Annotated in this window: 17 protein-coding genes; 10 read left to right on the top strand and 7 right to left on the bottom strand. The window is 62.1% G+C overall.

Going from position 1 to position 14,849, the window contains the following annotated elements; translation table 11 throughout:
• Positions 1-7 precede the first annotated feature (7 nt).
• On the top strand, positions 8-2,158 hold the full coding sequence (locus VMH22_00515; GenBank protein ID HTW90177.1) for a PQQ-binding-like beta-propeller repeat protein: 2,151 nt from the start codon (positions 8-10) through the stop codon (positions 2,156-2,158).
• Between the two features lie 401 nt (positions 2,159-2,559).
• Here the strand turns inward: VMH22_00515 and VMH22_00510 are convergent, their stop codons facing one another.
• Positions 2,560-3,165 carry a hypothetical protein gene (locus tag VMH22_00510; protein HTW90176.1) on the bottom strand — a complete coding sequence of 202 codons (606 nt, stop codon included), beginning with the start codon at positions 3,163-3,165 and terminating at the stop codon, positions 2,560-2,562.
• A gap of 85 nt (positions 3,166-3,250) precedes the next feature.
• Here VMH22_00510 and VMH22_00505 point away from each other — a divergent pair, with 85 nt between their 5' ends.
• From VMH22_00505 to VMH22_00470, 8 genes are all read left to right on the top strand, one after another.
• Positions 3,251-3,997, top strand: coding sequence for a class I SAM-dependent methyltransferase (locus VMH22_00505; protein HTW90175.1), 747 nt, complete (start codon positions 3,251-3,253; stop codon positions 3,995-3,997).
• A gap of 139 nt (positions 3,998-4,136) precedes the next feature.
• Positions 4,137-5,393 (top strand): endonuclease Q family protein, encoded by a 1,257-nt coding sequence (locus VMH22_00500; protein HTW90174.1) that lies wholly within the window; start codon positions 4,137-4,139, stop codon positions 5,391-5,393.
• A gap of 81 nt (positions 5,394-5,474) precedes the next feature.
• Positions 5,475-5,981: an HIT domain-containing protein gene (locus VMH22_00495; GenBank protein ID HTW90173.1), complete on the top strand. Its 507-nt coding sequence runs from the start codon at positions 5,475-5,477 to the stop codon at positions 5,979-5,981.
• Positions 5,982-6,108: 127 nt separating this feature from the next.
• Entirely contained in the window at positions 6,109-6,804 is a 696-nt protein-coding gene (locus tag VMH22_00490; protein ID HTW90172.1) for a TIGR02253 family HAD-type hydrolase, read from the top strand.
• A 65-nt stretch (positions 6,805-6,869) separates the two neighbouring features.
• Entirely contained in the window at positions 6,870-7,253 is a 384-nt protein-coding gene (locus tag VMH22_00485) for a four helix bundle protein (protein ID HTW90171.1), read from the top strand.
• A gap of 150 nt (positions 7,254-7,403) precedes the next feature.
• Complete coding sequence (gene acpS, locus VMH22_00480) at positions 7,404-7,775, top strand: holo-ACP synthase (GenBank protein HTW90170.1); 372 nt, start codon at positions 7,404-7,406, stop codon at positions 7,773-7,775.
• 115 nt (positions 7,776-7,890) lie between these two features.
• A complete protein-coding gene (locus tag VMH22_00475; GenBank protein ID HTW90169.1) occupies positions 7,891-8,124 on the top strand; it encodes a type II toxin-antitoxin system prevent-host-death family antitoxin in 234 nt (77 codons plus the stop codon).
• 198 nt (positions 8,125-8,322) lie between these two features.
• A complete protein-coding gene (locus tag VMH22_00470; protein HTW90168.1) occupies positions 8,323-8,706 on the top strand; it encodes a type II toxin-antitoxin system VapC family toxin in 384 nt (127 codons plus the stop codon).
• 361 nt (positions 8,707-9,067) lie between these two features.
• Here the strand turns inward: VMH22_00470 and VMH22_00465 are convergent, their stop codons facing one another.
• The 6 genes from VMH22_00465 to VMH22_00440 all read right to left on the bottom strand — a co-directional run bounded on the left by VMH22_00465 (position 9,068) and on the right by VMH22_00440 (position 14,097).
• The gene (locus VMH22_00465) at positions 9,068-9,934 is read right to left on the bottom strand and encodes a GNAT family N-acetyltransferase (protein ID HTW90167.1); all 867 of its coding nucleotides are present in this window, start codon (positions 9,932-9,934) and stop codon (positions 9,068-9,070) included.
• Between the two features lie 618 nt (positions 9,935-10,552).
• A complete protein-coding gene (locus VMH22_00460) occupies positions 10,553-11,767 on the bottom strand; it encodes a hypothetical protein (GenBank protein ID HTW90166.1) in 1,215 nt (404 codons plus the stop codon).
• 537 nt (positions 11,768-12,304) lie between these two features.
• The gene (locus VMH22_00455) at positions 12,305-12,745 is read right to left on the bottom strand and encodes a helix-turn-helix transcriptional regulator (GenBank protein ID HTW90165.1); all 441 of its coding nucleotides are present in this window, start codon (positions 12,743-12,745) and stop codon (positions 12,305-12,307) included.
• Positions 12,742-13,113: a type II toxin-antitoxin system RelE/ParE family toxin gene (locus VMH22_00450; protein HTW90164.1), complete on the bottom strand. Its 372-nt coding sequence runs from the start codon at positions 13,111-13,113 to the stop codon at positions 12,742-12,744. The genes VMH22_00455 and VMH22_00450 overlap by 4 nt, the downstream gene beginning before the upstream one ends.
• Before the next feature lie 145 nt (positions 13,114-13,258).
• A complete protein-coding gene (locus tag VMH22_00445) occupies positions 13,259-13,720 on the bottom strand; it encodes a helix-turn-helix transcriptional regulator (GenBank protein ID HTW90163.1) in 462 nt (153 codons plus the stop codon).
• Complete coding sequence (locus tag VMH22_00440; GenBank protein HTW90162.1) at positions 13,717-14,097, bottom strand: type II toxin-antitoxin system RelE/ParE family toxin; 381 nt, start codon at positions 14,095-14,097, stop codon at positions 13,717-13,719. The genes VMH22_00445 and VMH22_00440 overlap by 4 nt, the downstream gene beginning before the upstream one ends.
• Positions 14,098-14,328: 231 nt before the next feature.
• Here VMH22_00440 and VMH22_00435 point away from each other — a divergent pair, with 231 nt between their 5' ends.
• A complete protein-coding gene (locus VMH22_00435; GenBank protein HTW90161.1) occupies positions 14,329-14,631 on the top strand; it encodes a hypothetical protein in 303 nt (100 codons plus the stop codon).
• The last annotated feature ends 218 nt before the right edge of the window (positions 14,632-14,849 follow it).

Genomic DNA, 14,849 nt, shown 5'->3' with positions numbered 1-14,849 from the left:
AGGAACGATGCACAAGACAAGAACTCTGCTTGCGACCGCCCTGGCGCTGGTATTGGCCGCCGGTCCCGCGTGCAAGAAGAACCATCCGCCCGACGTCCCGGCCGTCCCGACCGGACCCCAGTTCTGTTTCGCGGACTCGGTCGGCACGTTCAAGACGGCCGCCGTTGACCCGGACGGCGACAGCGTGGCGATCCGCTTCGACTGGGGCGACTCGAAGACGTCGTTCTGGTCCGACTGGGTCGCCAGCGGCGAGACGGTCGCGCAGTCCCATTCGTGGTCCGACAGCGGGACTTTCAAGGTCCGCGCCTGGGCGATGGACAAGGGGCAGCTCACTTCCGACCTGTCCAGCGCGTCCCTGATACAGATCGCGCTGCGCCGGCCGCCCAACGCACCGGCCAAGCCGGCCGGTCCGCGCCGGGCGGTACAGAATACGCCCGACACTTTCACGACCGTCGCCATTCACCCGGACAGTCTCAACGTGGCCGTCCGGTTTGCGTGGGGCGACGGCGATACGTCCGCCTGGAGCAGCTTCGTCGCTTCCGGCGAATCGGTGCGGATGAGCCATGCCTGGTCGACGGCGAACATCTACGCGGTCACGGCCCAGGCAAAGGACACCGGCAACGCGCGGTCGCTGTGGTCGGTGCCCTGCAGCATCGATGTCCGGCCGCCGGATACGCTGCGGAAGTGGCGCTACTACGTGGGCGCGGGCGACGGGACCTACCCGGCCTCCTCGCCGGCCATCGCGGCCGACGGCACCATCTACGTCGGTTCCCTCGACAGTTCCCTTTATGCGGTCAACGCCGACGGTACGCTCAAGTGGCGCTACAAGACCGGCGGGAAGGTCCGCGCATCCCCGGCCATCGCGGCGGACGGTACGGTTTACGTCGGCTCCTACGACAGCAGTCTTTACGCGCTCAGTTCCGACGGGTCGCGCAAGTGGAGGATCATCTCCAGCCACAGGATAACGGGCGCGCCGGCGATTGCGGCCGGCGGCACAATCTACTTCGGGACGTGGCAGGGCAACTTCTATGCGGTGAACGCCGACGGTTCCCTCCGGTGGTTCCACGCGACCGGCGGCAACGTGTACGGATCGCCGGTAGTTGCCGAGGACGGCACGGTCTATGTCGGGGCCGGCGGCGTGCTGTTTGCGTTCAACCCGGACAGCACGGTCAAGTGGACCCACACCACGAGCGGCGAGTTCCGGTCCGCTCCGGCGATCGACACCGACGGCGCGGTGTACATCGGGTCGACCGACGGCGCCCTGTACGCGGTCAATCCGGACAGCACGCTCAAGTGGCAGCACCAGACCGGCGGTTCGGTGTTGTCGGCCCCGGCCATCGGGACCGGCGGGACAATCTACGTCGGGTCGCTGAACGATTCCTTCTATGCCTTCAACGCCGACGGCAGCCGCAAATGGCAATATCCGACGGGCGGGCCGGTCTACTCCGGGCCGGCCATCGCCGCGGACGGCACCGTCTACTTCGGCTCGGGCGACTCGTGCCTCTATGCGCTCAATTCCAACGGTACGCTCAAGTGGCAATACCAGGCCGACGGGATGGTGCAGTCGGCGCCCACCATCGGGGCCGACGGCACCGTCTATTTCACCTGCGAAGACGGCTACCTTTACGCGCTCAAGGGGACCAGCCCGCTCGCGACCTCACCCTGGCCCAAGTTCCACCATGACCTCAGGAACACGGGCAGCATCAACGCCGTGGGGTGGAAGCACCTGGTGATGATCGGCCAGGCTCAGCACGTATCGGACAGTTCAGGCTTCACGTTCAACATCGGCAATGACGGGACGGTCGAGGACACCATCAACTGGCTCGAGATGGCAGCCATAACCCCGGATTCCGCCTACTTGAGGGACTTCCAGATAGCCGGAAACGAAGGCATCGGCTTCCCCCTGCCCGGCGGAACGTCCGGCAAAGGCGCCGGCGATACGCTCTACTTCGCGCCGGTGACGATAGCGCCCGGACTGACGCAGCAGATCCACCTCGTCCTGCTCGACTTCCACGTCAGCCCGGTGGGCACCAGCGCGAAGGCCAGCGTCGTCGGCAAGTCATTCCAGTTCCGTTTCAGCGACGGTTCGACGATAACGACGGCCGTGCCTGCCCCGTTCCTGAGCCGGGGCCGGCCCGCGCCGCGCCGCAGCCAATAGCGATGACCGCGGCGTTGCGCTCGCGCCGGCAGCGGCCCGGGCGTCCCACCGCGGTCTCTCCATAAAAGCCATGCCGCCGCGACGTGCGCAGCGGCATGGTCGGCGGTCGAAGACTACTTCTTCTTGGCCTTTTTGGCTGTCTTCTTGACCGCCTTCTTCGCTTTCTTCACCATTCGCACCTCCTTTGGTTAGTGCATAGCCCACGCCAGCCGATCCGACGCGGACAGGTTACGGAACGGACAAATGTCATGCAGTGGAGGCAGCAGGAGGTTCGTCAAGCTGACCCGCGATTGCGGAGTCATACGATCCATCGCCAATAGCATACGAATCTCGAGTGCGATGTCAACCGATTCAGCGCAAGAATGTGGGCCGGTTCCACTGGCGCCGGCCGCGACGGCGCCTCAGCGGCGAACCCGCTCAGCCACTTCGAAGCGCGATGCCGAGAGGCGGCGCGTCCAGCGGATGACGCCCACGTCGGGCGCAAGCCAGAAGTCCGTCAGGTACGGTTCGTCCGCGTGAATCCGGATGCGGAAGCAGTTGCGGGCGCGGCCGGCCGCGGTTTCCACATCCGTCCGCTGCAGCACCTCGAACGAGACCGAGCGTTCTGCGTCGCCGTACCAGAGGGCGCCTTCGCGCGGCGGCAGTTCGATGAGCTTCAGCCAGTCCGAGCTCGGCTCGATTTCGTCCGGCTGAGCCCGGGGCAGCACGAACACCGCGTTGGTGGTCTTGCGGAGGAAAAGAGAGAGGTATGGTTCAGCGTTCCGGGTGACGCGGATTTCCCAGACTCGGCCGAGACCGGGTTGCGTCGTCGAACCCGCCACCGCAATCGCGTAGGTCAGGCTCTCGGTCCGGACGGAGTCGCTCCCGACGACTTCGTATCCGGCGGCCGCAAAGCGCAAATCCAGGTTGTCCCTGAGCGGGAAGTAGTCCGGCTTGCGGCAGGAAAGCAGCGCGAGACCGCCGAGCAGCAGCGCAATCGACCGACCGCGGGTTGGCTCGCGCGCCATCAGTGACTGATTATGGATGCAGGAAGGCAGAGAAGCAATCCGTGCGCTTGACTTCAGGGTGGTTCGGTTTATATTGGCTCCGGCCATGATGCGCGAGCCATTCAGCCGTTTCCACCGCCACTACGACAAGTTCATGGCCAAGTACGTTGACTACGACGGGTGGGCGGACTACGTCGTACGTGTCCTTGGACACTTCCACTCCGACCCGAAGACCATCCTCGACCTTGCCTGCGGCACGGGCATCCCGACCCTGATTCTCGCCCGGCGCGGATACCGGATGACCGGAGTGGACCGCTCGCCCGAGATGCTGGCAATGCTGGAGTCGAAGCGTGGGAATCTGCCGGTAGCGACAATCCACGCCGACATCCGCGACTTCGCTGTTCCCGAGCCGCTGGAAGGAGCAATCTGTCTCTACGACAGCATGAACTACCTGCTGACCGAGGATGACCTGGTCCGGTGCTTCCGTTGCGTGAGGGCGGCGGTCTTGCCCGGCGGGCTCTTTATCTTCGACATGAACACGGTCTACGGGCTGGCCGACTACTGGGGCACGCGGACGACCGCCCGGGACGTCGGCGAGATCCACTCGATATGGCAGCACGAGTACGACCAGGAGACCCGTGTCTCAACCCTGCACCTGACGTTCTGGGAGCAGCCGAAATCGGGAGGCGCACCCGAGCGGTTCGAAGAGATTCACCAGGAACGGGCGTACCACCCGGAGGAGGTCGAGCGCTGTCTCAGGGCCGCCGGTTTCACCGAGGTCCGTTTCTTCCAGCACGGTTCCTTCATCAAGCCGGGGCCGCACACCACGCGGATGATGATTGCGGCACGCTAGAAGCGAATGATCAATTGCCAATTCCCAGTGACCAATCAAGTCCGAATGCCACAAGGCGCCAATCCGACGCGTGCAACCGTAGACATCGCCCACATCCTCTTTGACTTGGCCATGCCCGAGACTAGAATGGCGAGCACAGATGCAATTCATCGCTGACCTGCATATTCACTCCCGCTTTTCGCGCGCGACGAGCCGCGACATGGACATCCCGGCCATCGCGGCTGCGGCCAAGACCAAGGGCATCAAGCTGGTCGCGACCGGTGACTTCACTCACCCCGAGTACATGCAGTCGCTCAAGCAGCACCTCAAGCCGACCGGCGCCGGCCTTTTCACCTACGACGACACGTACTTCATCCTGAACGTGGAGCTGAGCGGCATCTACAGCGCCGGCGGCAGACTGCGCCGGATTCACAACATGGTTTTCGTTCCGGGCTTCGAGACCGCCGACAAACTGACGGCCTGGCTCGACGGGTACGGCAAGCTTGCATCGGACGGCCGCCCGACGCTCGGCCTCTCGAGCTACGACCTGCTGGCCAAAGTGCTTGAGATCGATGGCCGCGCGTTCCTCGTGCCCGCGCACATCTGGACCCCATGGTTCTCGCTCTACGGCTCGAACTCGGGGTTCGACTCAATCGAAGAGTGCTTCGGCGACCTGTCCAAGGAGATATTCGCGGTCGAGACCGGGCTCTCGAGCGACCCGCCGATGAACTGGCGGCTCTCCGCGCTCGACAGCCGCACGCTCATCTCCAACTCGGACGCGCACTCGCCGGGCCGGCTGGGCCGCGAGGCCAACGTCTTTGACTGTGAGCTCTCCTACGATGCCATCCGCGACGTCCTGAAGACGAAGGACCGGAAAAGGTTCCTCTATACCATCGAGTTCTTTCCCGAAGAGGGCAAGTATCACTACGACGGCCACCGCGCCTGCAACGTGAGCTTTGCCCCGGCCCAGTCGCTCGTGAACGACAACCTTTGCCCGGGCTGCGGCCGGCAACTCACCATCGGCGTGCTCCACCGGGTCGAGCAACTCGCCGACCGGAAGCCGGAGGAAGTGCCGACCGACGTGATCCCGTACAAACACGTCGTTCCGCTTGAAGAGGTCATCGGCGAGGCGCTGGGCGTCGGTCGGGACACGGCGCAGGTGCGCAAGCTGTACGAGACGATGGTGGCCGCGCTCGGCAGTGAATTCGAGATACTCCTCAACTCACCGATTCCCGATATCGAGAACAACTCAAACGACAGAGTCGCACTGGGCATCGAACGCATGCGACGCGGTGAAGTGCAGGCGACCGCCGGCTACGACGGCGTTTTCGGTGTCATCCAGGTCCTGCCCGGAGTGCCACCGACTCCGGCCGCGCGTGACGCAGCACCGGGAACGCAGATGGGGCTGTTCGGATAATTGTGAATACTGAATTATGAAGAGTGAAAGCAGGCTGCGGGACTTTTCTCTACTCACTATTCTCTATTCACCATTCTCCTTGTGAAGACGCTCTGGGCGCCCTGGCGAGCTGAGTACATCTACTGCGCGGGCGGACAGGACTCGACCGGGCGCAAGCATTGCCTCTTCTGCAACCTGCTCAAAGCGAAGGACGACCGGGAGAAACTGATCCTGCATCGCGGCCGGCACGCATTCATCGTTATGAACCGATTCCCTTATAACAACGGGCACCTGATGGTGGCGCCGAACCGGCACGTCGCGACCTTCGAGAAGCTCAGCGCCGAAGAGGGTGCGGAGCTGTTCCGGCTGGTGCAGAAGTCACTCGCCGCTCTGCGCCGAGGGCTCAGGCCGCAGGGCTTCAATGTCGGCGCGAACCTCGGCCGCGTCGCCGGTGCCGGTGTGGCCGGACACGTCCACGTCCACATCGTTCCGCGGTGGCTCGGCGACGTCAACTACATGCCGCTGCTGGCCGAGACCAAGGTTATCAGCGAACACCTGTCTGAGACATACGGCCGGCTGCGCCGGCAATTCCGAAATCCGAAGTCCTAATGACGATTGAAGCCCGAATGACCGACTGGTACAAGTAGGAGCGGCCTTGTCGAAGACGGGCAGGCCTGGACACTTGTGGCTTTGAGCTTGATTCGGATTTCGGGCTTCGTGCTTCGGGTTTGATGCCGTGATCAAGGCCGTAGTGTTCGACGTCGACAACACCCTCGTCGATTTCCGGAAGTGGAAGAACGCAGCCGTGGATGCGGCAATCGTTGCGATGATCGACGCCGGACTCGACCTGACGGCGGAGCAGGCGCACAAGAAGATATACGAAATCTACGACCGGGAAGGCATCGAGTATCAGGAGGTATTTGACGACCTGCTGCACGAGGTCCTCGGCTATGTCGACTACCGGATACTCGCCGCCGGCATCGTCGCCTACCGCCGCGCCCGCGAGGGAGCCTTGGTCTCCTACCCGCACGTCAGCCTGGCGCTGCTCAGGCTCTTCCGCATGCACCTCAAGCTGGCCGTGGTGTCGGACGCGCCGCGGATGCAGGTCTGGATGCGGCTGGTTCAACTCGGCGTGGACATGTTCTTCGACGCGGTCGTGACCTTCGATGATACGGGCGTGCGCAAGCCGGCGCCCGAGCCGTTCCGCAAGGCGCTGGAGCTGCTGCAGGTGCGGCCCGATGAAGCAGTCATGGTCGGCGACTGGGCCGAGCGCGATATCACCGGCGCCAAGACCCTGGGCATGACGACGGTGTTCGCCCGCTACGGCGACGAGTTCGGGACGAAGGTCTCGGGTGCTGACTTTGAGATTAGTGATGTGCTTGAGCTGATACCGGTTGTGGAGAGGCTGAACTCCAGTGGAAGTCAGATGTAAGATGCTAGATGAGAGATGTCAGAAGCGCGGATGGGACAGAACCGAAGTCAGATGTAAGACGTAAGATGTTAGAAGTCAAAGGACCCGGCAAGGAAATCAGCGGCAGGCTGCTCGACTTCGCTACCAACGTCCTCGCCCTGTCCAACCGCATGGGGCGAACGGCCTCGGGTCGTTACTTGGCGAATCAGCTTGTTCGAGCTGCCTGTTCGGCAGGCGCAAACTACCAAGAGTCGAGAGGAGCGGAGAGCCGAGCCGACTTTGTGCACAAGATGCACATTGTCTTGAAGGAGCTTCGTGAGGCACACTACTGGCTCACGCTGGTGGAACGTTCCCGTCTCGTGACCGGCGAGTGCGTCACGTCACTTGTAGGCGAAGCCAACGAACTGGTCAGCATACTCGTAAGGGCCTTGGTGACTGCGAAGTCGAGAGGTGCCACTTCTGACATCTAACATCTCATATTCGAAGCGTACCCCCTGTCACCGCGAGCCTCTTCGGGAATCCGCACTTCTCACATCGAACATCTCTCATCTGACATCATACATCTCCGGCTCCTTCCGTCTTACATCTCACATCTTCCATCTCTCATCCTACTTCTCCTGATGGCCATCTTCGGAGTTGGAATAGACCTGGTTGACGTAGCGCGTGTGCGGGCTGCGCTCGAGCGGTACCCAGACCGGTTCCGCAATCGGGTGTTCACGCCTGCCGAGGTCCGGTTCTGCGAAACGCTCGGCGACAAATACCCATCCTATGCGGGCCGGTTCGCGGCCAAAGAGGCGTTCTCGAAGGCCCTTGGCACCGGGCTGCGCGGAGCAATCGGCTGGACTGAGATTGACGTGGTCGACAACGAACGGATGCGGCCGACCATCAGAGTCACCGGCCGCGCCGAGAGAATACTCGCGGGCCGAAAGGTCCACGTTTCCATCTCTCACCTGCCGGACTACGCCACCGCAATTGTGGTAATCGAAGACTAGCCGCCACGGGGCGGATTCCTACCACAAGGGCACCAAGGCGCAAAGAACTCGGGCATCCGTAACGCTGGCGGGCGCTGCGCTTGACCCAACCAACCAGTTCAATAGACTAGTTCATATGAAGACCAAGACAATCGGGGCCTTTGAAGCCAAGACGCGCCTGTCCGAACTGCTGGAGCGAGTTCGACAAGGGCAGGTGTACCGCATCTCAAAGCGTGGCCGCCCGGTTGCGGAACTGCGTCCGCTGGCGCGGCCGGGCGGGCGCCCCCGATTCGGTTCCGACAAAGGGCGGGTGACGGTTGGGGCCGACTTCGATGAGCCGCTGCTGGAAATGGAACCGTACACGAAATGAAGCCGGCAGCTCAACCTCCAAGAACGCCAAGGTGCGGACAGGACAACCGCAGATGACGCAGATGGCTCGGAGAGGAACGGAGAAACAACCGCCAAGGCCGAGGCCGGGCCGCGCCATTTCTCGATTCGTCCTTCATCCCTCATCTTTCACCTTGGTGTCTTCGTGCTCTGGTGGCGAATTCCTGTCTCGGGACTCGGAATGAAGCTTCTGCTGGACACGCATGCGTTCCTGTGGTTCGTGACTGGTGACCCGCGCCTCAGCCGACGTGCCCGCCGCGCCCTTGAGGCCGACGGCGCGGAACTCTACTTGAGCGCCGCCAGTGTCTGGGAGATGGCGATCAAGGCGAGCCTCGGGCGGCTCGTGCTGCCGGCCTCGGTTGAAGAGTACGTGGCCGAGAAACTGACTGACGGGTTCAACCTGTTGTCAATCGACTGGCCCCATGCCGCAGCGGTCGAGAAGCTCCCGTTCCTCCACCGCGACCCCTTTGACCGGCTGCTGGCAGCGCAGGCGCTTACCGAGCGCATATCGCTTGTCTCAGCCGACCCGGTATTCCGGGAATACGGCGTCAAGGTTATCTGGTAGCGCCTCGCAGTCGGGGAGGCGTGCTCGGAAGTCCACGGCAACATCTCACATCTGCTTGACTACGCCACGGCAATAGTGGTAATCGAAGACTAGCCCGCCCGCGCGTTGGCAGTCTCCTGCCGTGTCGCTGGGGATTTGTGGTTCACGATAATGAACCGCGCGAGATGGTCGGAGCCCGGTTCGCATCACAAGACGGCTGCGCGAGACCGGGGAACGGAAAACGGAGGCCCGCATTGGACAATGGCAACTGGTAACTGGACACTCGCGGCCCTTGGCCGCGCCTAACTCCTAACTGCCCTCTGCTAGCCGCGGCTGCCGCTGGCAGTCCACGCCGTCGTCTACAATCTGGAATGACGTCGCGTCAGGAATCTCTTATTGCGTCCCCGGAATCACACAGGTACTTCCCATACACCCGTTCAGCGCTTGAGTAGTGGTGATCCCGGCGGAGAGTCGGCACCATCTCCTGCCAGGCAGAGCGAACGGTGCGTTTCCATTCCAGCGGGTAGTTCACGACGATCCAGTTTCGGCCTTGAGCAAAGGCGAGCAGACTTGCCAGCAGTCGCTTCGGGTCAGGCGGAAGCTCAAGCAGGTTGATGGTCGCCGACTTCTTGTGTTCTGGATGGGTGCGGCGGGTTACGTGCAGAGGGATGCCATGCAGGACATAGCCGTTGGCATTGACCCACTCGCGTCGGGCCGGGAGTAATCTGGACCAGAACCAGCCGGGCGCGTCGTGGAAAACCGTGGTCCGGCCCCGTTTCAGGAATTCACCAAAGATGTCAGGATGATGCCTGAGCCGCGGGACGGCGAGCCGGCGACGCAGAGACCAGAGGCCGTCGTTGCAATAGATGCCCTCCAGCTTCATGCCCAGTTTCTCCGCGATTCTAAAGACCGGTCGGTGAGAAGCTCGATCATTGGTATTGAGTCCCACCCAGGATCTGCCGTCGCGGCCGGCTGTCGTTATCAGCGCCCGCGTGAACCGGGTGGCAATTCCGCGGTTGTGAAAAGACGGGGCGACCCGCATGCCATAGAGCCAGGCGTCGTCCGGGTTCAGGTAGTTGAGGCCGCAGAATGCGGCGATGCGCCCGTCGGTTCGCCAGACATAGCAGCCGCCCGGACGCTTTTCATCGAGATGCAGGCGCACGATCGTCTTCACGTAGTCGAAATTCGGCAGGCGCCGGGCAAATCGCGCGACGTCGGGCCAATAGGCACGTGTGAAAGGCTCAAACATCGGGGACATGGTAATGGGACAGATGCAGATGTCAAATGGGCAGAGCGGGCTCGCGGAGTACGGCTTGCGGTCTACGGCTCGCGGCTCATTACAATGAACCGCGTGACATGGGCAGCGGAGACGAGGTTAGAGGTAAGTGGTACGAGTCCGATACTGCCAACTGGAAACTGGGAACTGGTCACTCGCGCCGGAGGCGCGTTACGGCTCACGGCTAGGTCAGGAGTCTGGGCCGATGACTGCCAACTGCAAACCGAGCGAAGCGTCGCCCTGAGTCCCACCGAAGGACGTCTTCAGCGCTGAGCCGCCCTGCCCGCCAATCTACAATCTGAAATCCACAATCTAGAATGCTGTTGCTGATGGCCGGCAAACGCCCGCGCGTCAGGAATCTCCTGCTGCGCCATCCTGATTCGGGGGCCGCGAGCGGCTAGCTGTAAGCCGACAGCCGTAATCCCGCTCGATCAACTCGACCGTCCGGTAATGTCGCGCCTTGACGCAGTCATCTAATAGGGTGACTGTCCCTGATTCCCCCGGTCGTTTCTACCCCGCTAAGCCTATGGCCGTGCCGCGTCGCGGTGGTCTCATTGCAGCCGAGTTGGCTTGAGCAGCCGGCTCTCCGGGTCACAGTAGCCGTCGAGGCGGGCGGGAACGCACTTGCTCACTCAAAGCCCGCAACAACTCAACCCTGACTTGTGTTCTGCGCACTGCACGGGACAGGAGTGGAAGTCGCGCTTCGTTATTCAACAACTGGACCAGTGCGGCTGTCAGTCGTCGCTCCTGGGCCTCAGTGAATGACATGTCCCAGTCCTGGATGCCGCAGAGCAGGTTGTCGAGTTCCCTCTCACGTTCATGATCCTCATCGTCTTTAAGTTTGCCGCGCTCGAACATGTTACTCACGATGTCACTCACTTCGTCGAAGCGCACGCCGTTCGGCACCATCTGGTCGAGAGCAGGTTTCACATGCCGTTCGTATGCGAGTCCCAAAGGGTCTGCCGGGCACAGACCTTGCTTCGCCAGCAGCGAGTAGACAACCGCGCCGAGCATTTGACGTGCGACCATGGCGTGGTGGCGACCCTTTTTCTTCCCCAGCGCCAGGAAGTCATCCTCGCTCACCGTGCGGCCGTGGGCAATCCGGCTGCGAAGATCGTAGAACGCGTTCCACCACTTCTTCAGCCCCCGTTCATAGTACCGCTCGCGCCTGCCATGCAACAGGAGGCCCTTCAGTTCTTGCCGCACGGTTGCGCTGATTCCGGGCGTCTCGTCTGACTTCGGCCGACGCGCGGGAGTGAAGAGGGCCTCGAACGCCAGCGCGAGAGTCAGCACGAAGAAGACGGTGGAAACGGGGCGTTCGGTGTCCCAAAGCCAGTACGCCTCGTTGTGTAGAATGATGGCCCGGCGGATCCGCGGGAGCAATTCACCTTGGTCCAGGCTTGGCGCTTGGGCGAAGACCTTTGACAGCGCCACCAGTAGGTTTTCATTCCATTCTATTGCGTGAAATGGTGCGGCGTTGACTTTGCGAATCCGGGGGAATCTCTGGGGTCCCGGCAGGCGTGCGCGCACCTCTCTGTAGATGAAACTGTCACGGGTGCAGGAGAACCTGCTGTGGAGGGATAAGTGGCAATACATCATGATTGTCGCGAGGTCATCCAAACTGACTGCCGTGTCAGCCTCACGTACCGCCGCATGCGGCTCGCCAAAGCCCCTGCGGCTCCACGGGTACTTGTCCAACCAACGCAGATACCGGGGCCGCAGTTTGACCGGTATTCTGTCCTCGACAGCTGCTTCCCACTTCACGAAGCGCCAGCCGCCTACCTGCCCCGAAGGCGCAGAGGCCATGAATGGGAACATCACCAAGGTGGGAGATTTCGGAGTCACCTTACGCACTTCGGGCGGGGTTGCGGACAGGCGAGGCAATAAGCTTGCGGCGGGACCGGGGCCTTGCCGCACTTAAGCACCACATGCTCGATTATCGCTTAGTTAGATCATGCTGTCAACTAGCCAAAAACCCCGCTAGGACGCGCGGACCGACGAACGCTATGGCCCCTTCGGGGACAACTGCTCTCGTGAGTTCGGAGATGCCCTACTCATCTCGGGCGGGGTTGCGGACAGGCGAGGCAATACGCTTGCGGCGGGGCGCGGGTCGAGAAAAGGACTGAGGACGGAGGTAAGAAGAGGGAGGAGGTAGGAAGTAGGATCGAGGACCGAGGTCGGAGGATGGAGGATACACGTCAGGACCTTAGGACGGAGGACGAGAAAAGGAGTGAAGATGGAGGAATGAGGAGGGAGGAACCGGAGGAGTGCGGAGTAAGGAAGATAGAGGACGGAGGATGGAAGAAACGCCGACTTCGCTCCTCACTCCTCAGGCCTCATTCCTCAGCCCTCATTCCTCTCTCCTCGATCCTCCCTCCTTGGTTTGTCGGAGGCGACAAACTCATTCCGCTTGGCGCGAGCAGGTCGGTCAGCGGCAGCGAATTCGGGCCGGCGTTCGCGGCGGTGGGTTGCTGGGGCCGCAACTGCGCGCTTGCCCGAAGGAGCATCTCTGGGAACCAACTTGAGATCGACTCGCGCGTCGAACGCCAGCGCAATCTTGGCCAGGGTCTCGATGGTCGGGTTGAACGTGATGTTGAATATCTTCGTGATGTACGCACGCGAGCAGCCGAGCTTCGTCGCGAGGTCGGTCTTGGTGAGTCCGCGTTCGTCCATCAGCCGGCTGAGTTCCTCGGCAAACTCCAGCTTCAGGTACTCCGTCCAATAGACCGGGTTCTGCTCCAGCTTCTCGCCGAGCCTGCGGATCCACTCTGCCCGTTCGGTCAATCTAGAACTCCTTCGTCAATGCACATCTGATGCAGCCGTTTCACCTTGTCTATCTCAGTTCGATACGCCGCCTTGCCCGCGGGCTTCCGGGTGCCGTGGGTGCAGACCACCACGCGGGCGCCGTGGAAGAAGCCGGACAATCTCGTGCTGGATTCGCGTTCCTTCAACTCGAAGACGTTGCCTTCCAGACGTCGGACGAGGTGCTGCTCGCGGCCGACCTGTCCATGCTCGGCCAGTCGTTCCAGCATCCGGTATACGCGTGCCTGCGAGCGCGTCTGCAGGTCGCAGATGCAGTCCCGGGTAGCACAGCGTTCGTTGACCGCCAGCGCGTACACGTCTCGTGCAGCCCCGCCGAACAGCAAATCCAAGCTCAGCACAGATTAACCTTAAGGTTTACAAGGTCAAGTTCGGCTTTCGCGTGAAGGAGCGAGGAAGGAGGACGGAAGATGGAGGAATGAGGATGGAGGAAGGAGGAGTGAAAATAGAGGAAGGAGGAATCACGGACTTAGGTCCTCATTCCTTGCCGCCCTGACGCCGGGCGCGGGCTGGTTTGTCGGAGGCGATGAAGTCATGCTGCCTGGCGCGAGAGGGTCGGTCAGCAGCCACGCTCTGCGCCGGGTGGGGCGAAGCCAACTCGCTCCGTCGCACGCGCCTGCGGGTTGCGGGAACCACGGCCACACGCCTGCCGGAAGGAGCGTTCTTGGGCGCGAGGCTGAGATGAACCCTGGAGCCGAATGCCAGGGCGATCTTGGACATGCTTGTCAGGGTCAGGTTCGCAGTCCAGTGCAGAATCTTCGTGACGTAAGCAGGCGAAGTGCCGAGTCTGCGCGCAAGTTCGGCTCGGCTGACCTTCTGCTCTTCCATCAGCCGGCCCACTTCCTCGGCAAAGTCGAGCTTCAACCCCTCAGCCCAGTAGTCAGGGTCGTTTTCGAAGCCCTTCCTCATTTCCTCATACCACGCGGCCTTTTCTATCATGGCAGTACTCCTTCGGCCAGGCACAGTTCGTACAGGCGCTGAACTTTGTCTATCTCGACCTGATACCGGGCGTTGCCCGCAGGCTTCCGGGCAGCGTGTGTGCAGACAATGAGCCGGTGTCCTGATGTGAAACAGAACAGCCTTGTATTCGTGCGGTGCTCCTTTATCTCGCAGACCACGCCCTCAAGCCGTTTGAGCGTCTCATCACGAAACCCGGCCTGGCCGAGCTCGGCGAGCCGCCGGAATACATAGTCAAGCCTCTTCCGTCCCACCGGCGACAGGGCGGTAAGATACTCAGCAGTCTCGTTTCGTTCATTGACGACCAGAGCACAGACCACGAGCGCCGGTCCGGTTTTCAGTTCCTCAAGTCTCACCATGATATTAACCTATAGGTTCATACGGTCAAGTTCCGAGTTTCGGGCCGGCGACGACGGAGTCATCGGGTTTGGCCGGATTTGGCCTTGCATCAGGAGGGATGTTATGCGCGTGCCGTGCATAGTCAAGCCCGCGCGCGGAGCACGGTTGACCGTCGGGCTGGGGGAAATGCGGGGCAGATACGGGACTGAGGCCCGTTCCGGGAGCAGGTCCGCGGACAGGAGCGGAGCCTGGTGCATGGGCTGGAGCTGAGGCCGGACATCGGCCTGGAGCGGGGACTGGACCGGCGGCTGTTGCGGATGCCGGAGCGAAGCGAGGAGCGGGGGCTGGTCAGGGCGAAAGAGCAGAGCCCGGAGCAGATGCTGTTCCGTGCCACGGAAGAGGGGCCGGAGCGAAGGCCGTTGCCTACGCCGAAGCAGGTGCCGGAGCGCGGGACGGAGCGGATGTCGTTGCCGGAGCCGGTGCAGCGGCCTCAACGGGCGCTGGAGCGAGGGCCGGTCTGGGGGCAGGAACTCCCCCAACCGTCCAGGGGATAGTGAGAACTCGGACAAAGCAGAAACCAGAATTCAGAGACCAGAAACCAGAACTCTCAGCAGGAGAAAGAGTTGGGACACGACGGCGGGGGCGAAGTCAAGAGGCAGAAGCCAAGAGCCAGAAGTCAGAACCGGGGACGTGGAACGATGAACGAGTGGACTCCGGGTTCACCGAGACGGCAAAAAGAACTGAAGGTTTAGTGACACTCGCCAATCGAGCG

It is taken from the genome of bacterium, from assembly GCA_035505375.1.
In the GTDB taxonomy this organism is placed as follows: domain Bacteria; phylum Hydrothermota; class Tepidihabitantia; order Tepidihabitantales; family Tepidihabitantaceae; genus UBA2258.
The sequence above is the reverse complement of the archived record's forward strand: the minus strand, read 5'-3'. Positions and strand labels throughout refer to the sequence as shown.

Coding starts and splice junctions, on each gene's coding strand:
- VMH22_00515 (HTW90177.1), top strand. CDS start 8: ATGCACAAGACAAGAACTCTGCTTGCGACCGCCCTGGCGCTGGTATTG.
- VMH22_00510 (HTW90176.1), bottom strand. CDS start 3,165: ATGGCGCGCGAGCCAACCCGCGGTCGGTCGATTGCGCTGCTGCTCGGC.
- VMH22_00505 (HTW90175.1), top strand. CDS start 3,251: ATGATGCGCGAGCCATTCAGCCGTTTCCACCGCCACTACGACAAGTTC.
- VMH22_00500 (HTW90174.1), top strand. CDS start 4,137: ATGCAATTCATCGCTGACCTGCATATTCACTCCCGCTTTTCGCGCGCG.
- VMH22_00485 (HTW90171.1), top strand. CDS start 6,870: ATGTTAGAAGTCAAAGGACCCGGCAAGGAAATCAGCGGCAGGCTGCTC.
- acpS (HTW90170.1), top strand. CDS start 7,404: ATGGCCATCTTCGGAGTTGGAATAGACCTGGTTGACGTAGCGCGTGTG.
- VMH22_00475 (HTW90169.1), top strand. CDS start 7,891: ATGAAGACCAAGACAATCGGGGCCTTTGAAGCCAAGACGCGCCTGTCC.
- VMH22_00470 (HTW90168.1), top strand. CDS start 8,323: ATGAAGCTTCTGCTGGACACGCATGCGTTCCTGTGGTTCGTGACTGGT.
- VMH22_00465 (HTW90167.1), bottom strand. CDS start 9,934: ATGTTTGAGCCTTTCACACGTGCCTATTGGCCCGACGTCGCGCGATTT.
- VMH22_00460 (HTW90166.1), bottom strand. CDS start 11,767: ATGGCCTCTGCGCCTTCGGGGCAGGTAGGCGGCTGGCGCTTCGTGAAG.
- VMH22_00445 (HTW90163.1), bottom strand. CDS start 13,720: ATGATAGAAAAGGCCGCGTGGTATGAGGAAATGAGGAAGGGCTTCGAA.
- VMH22_00440 (HTW90162.1), bottom strand. CDS start 14,097: ATGGTGAGACTTGAGGAACTGAAAACCGGACCGGCGCTCGTGGTCTGT.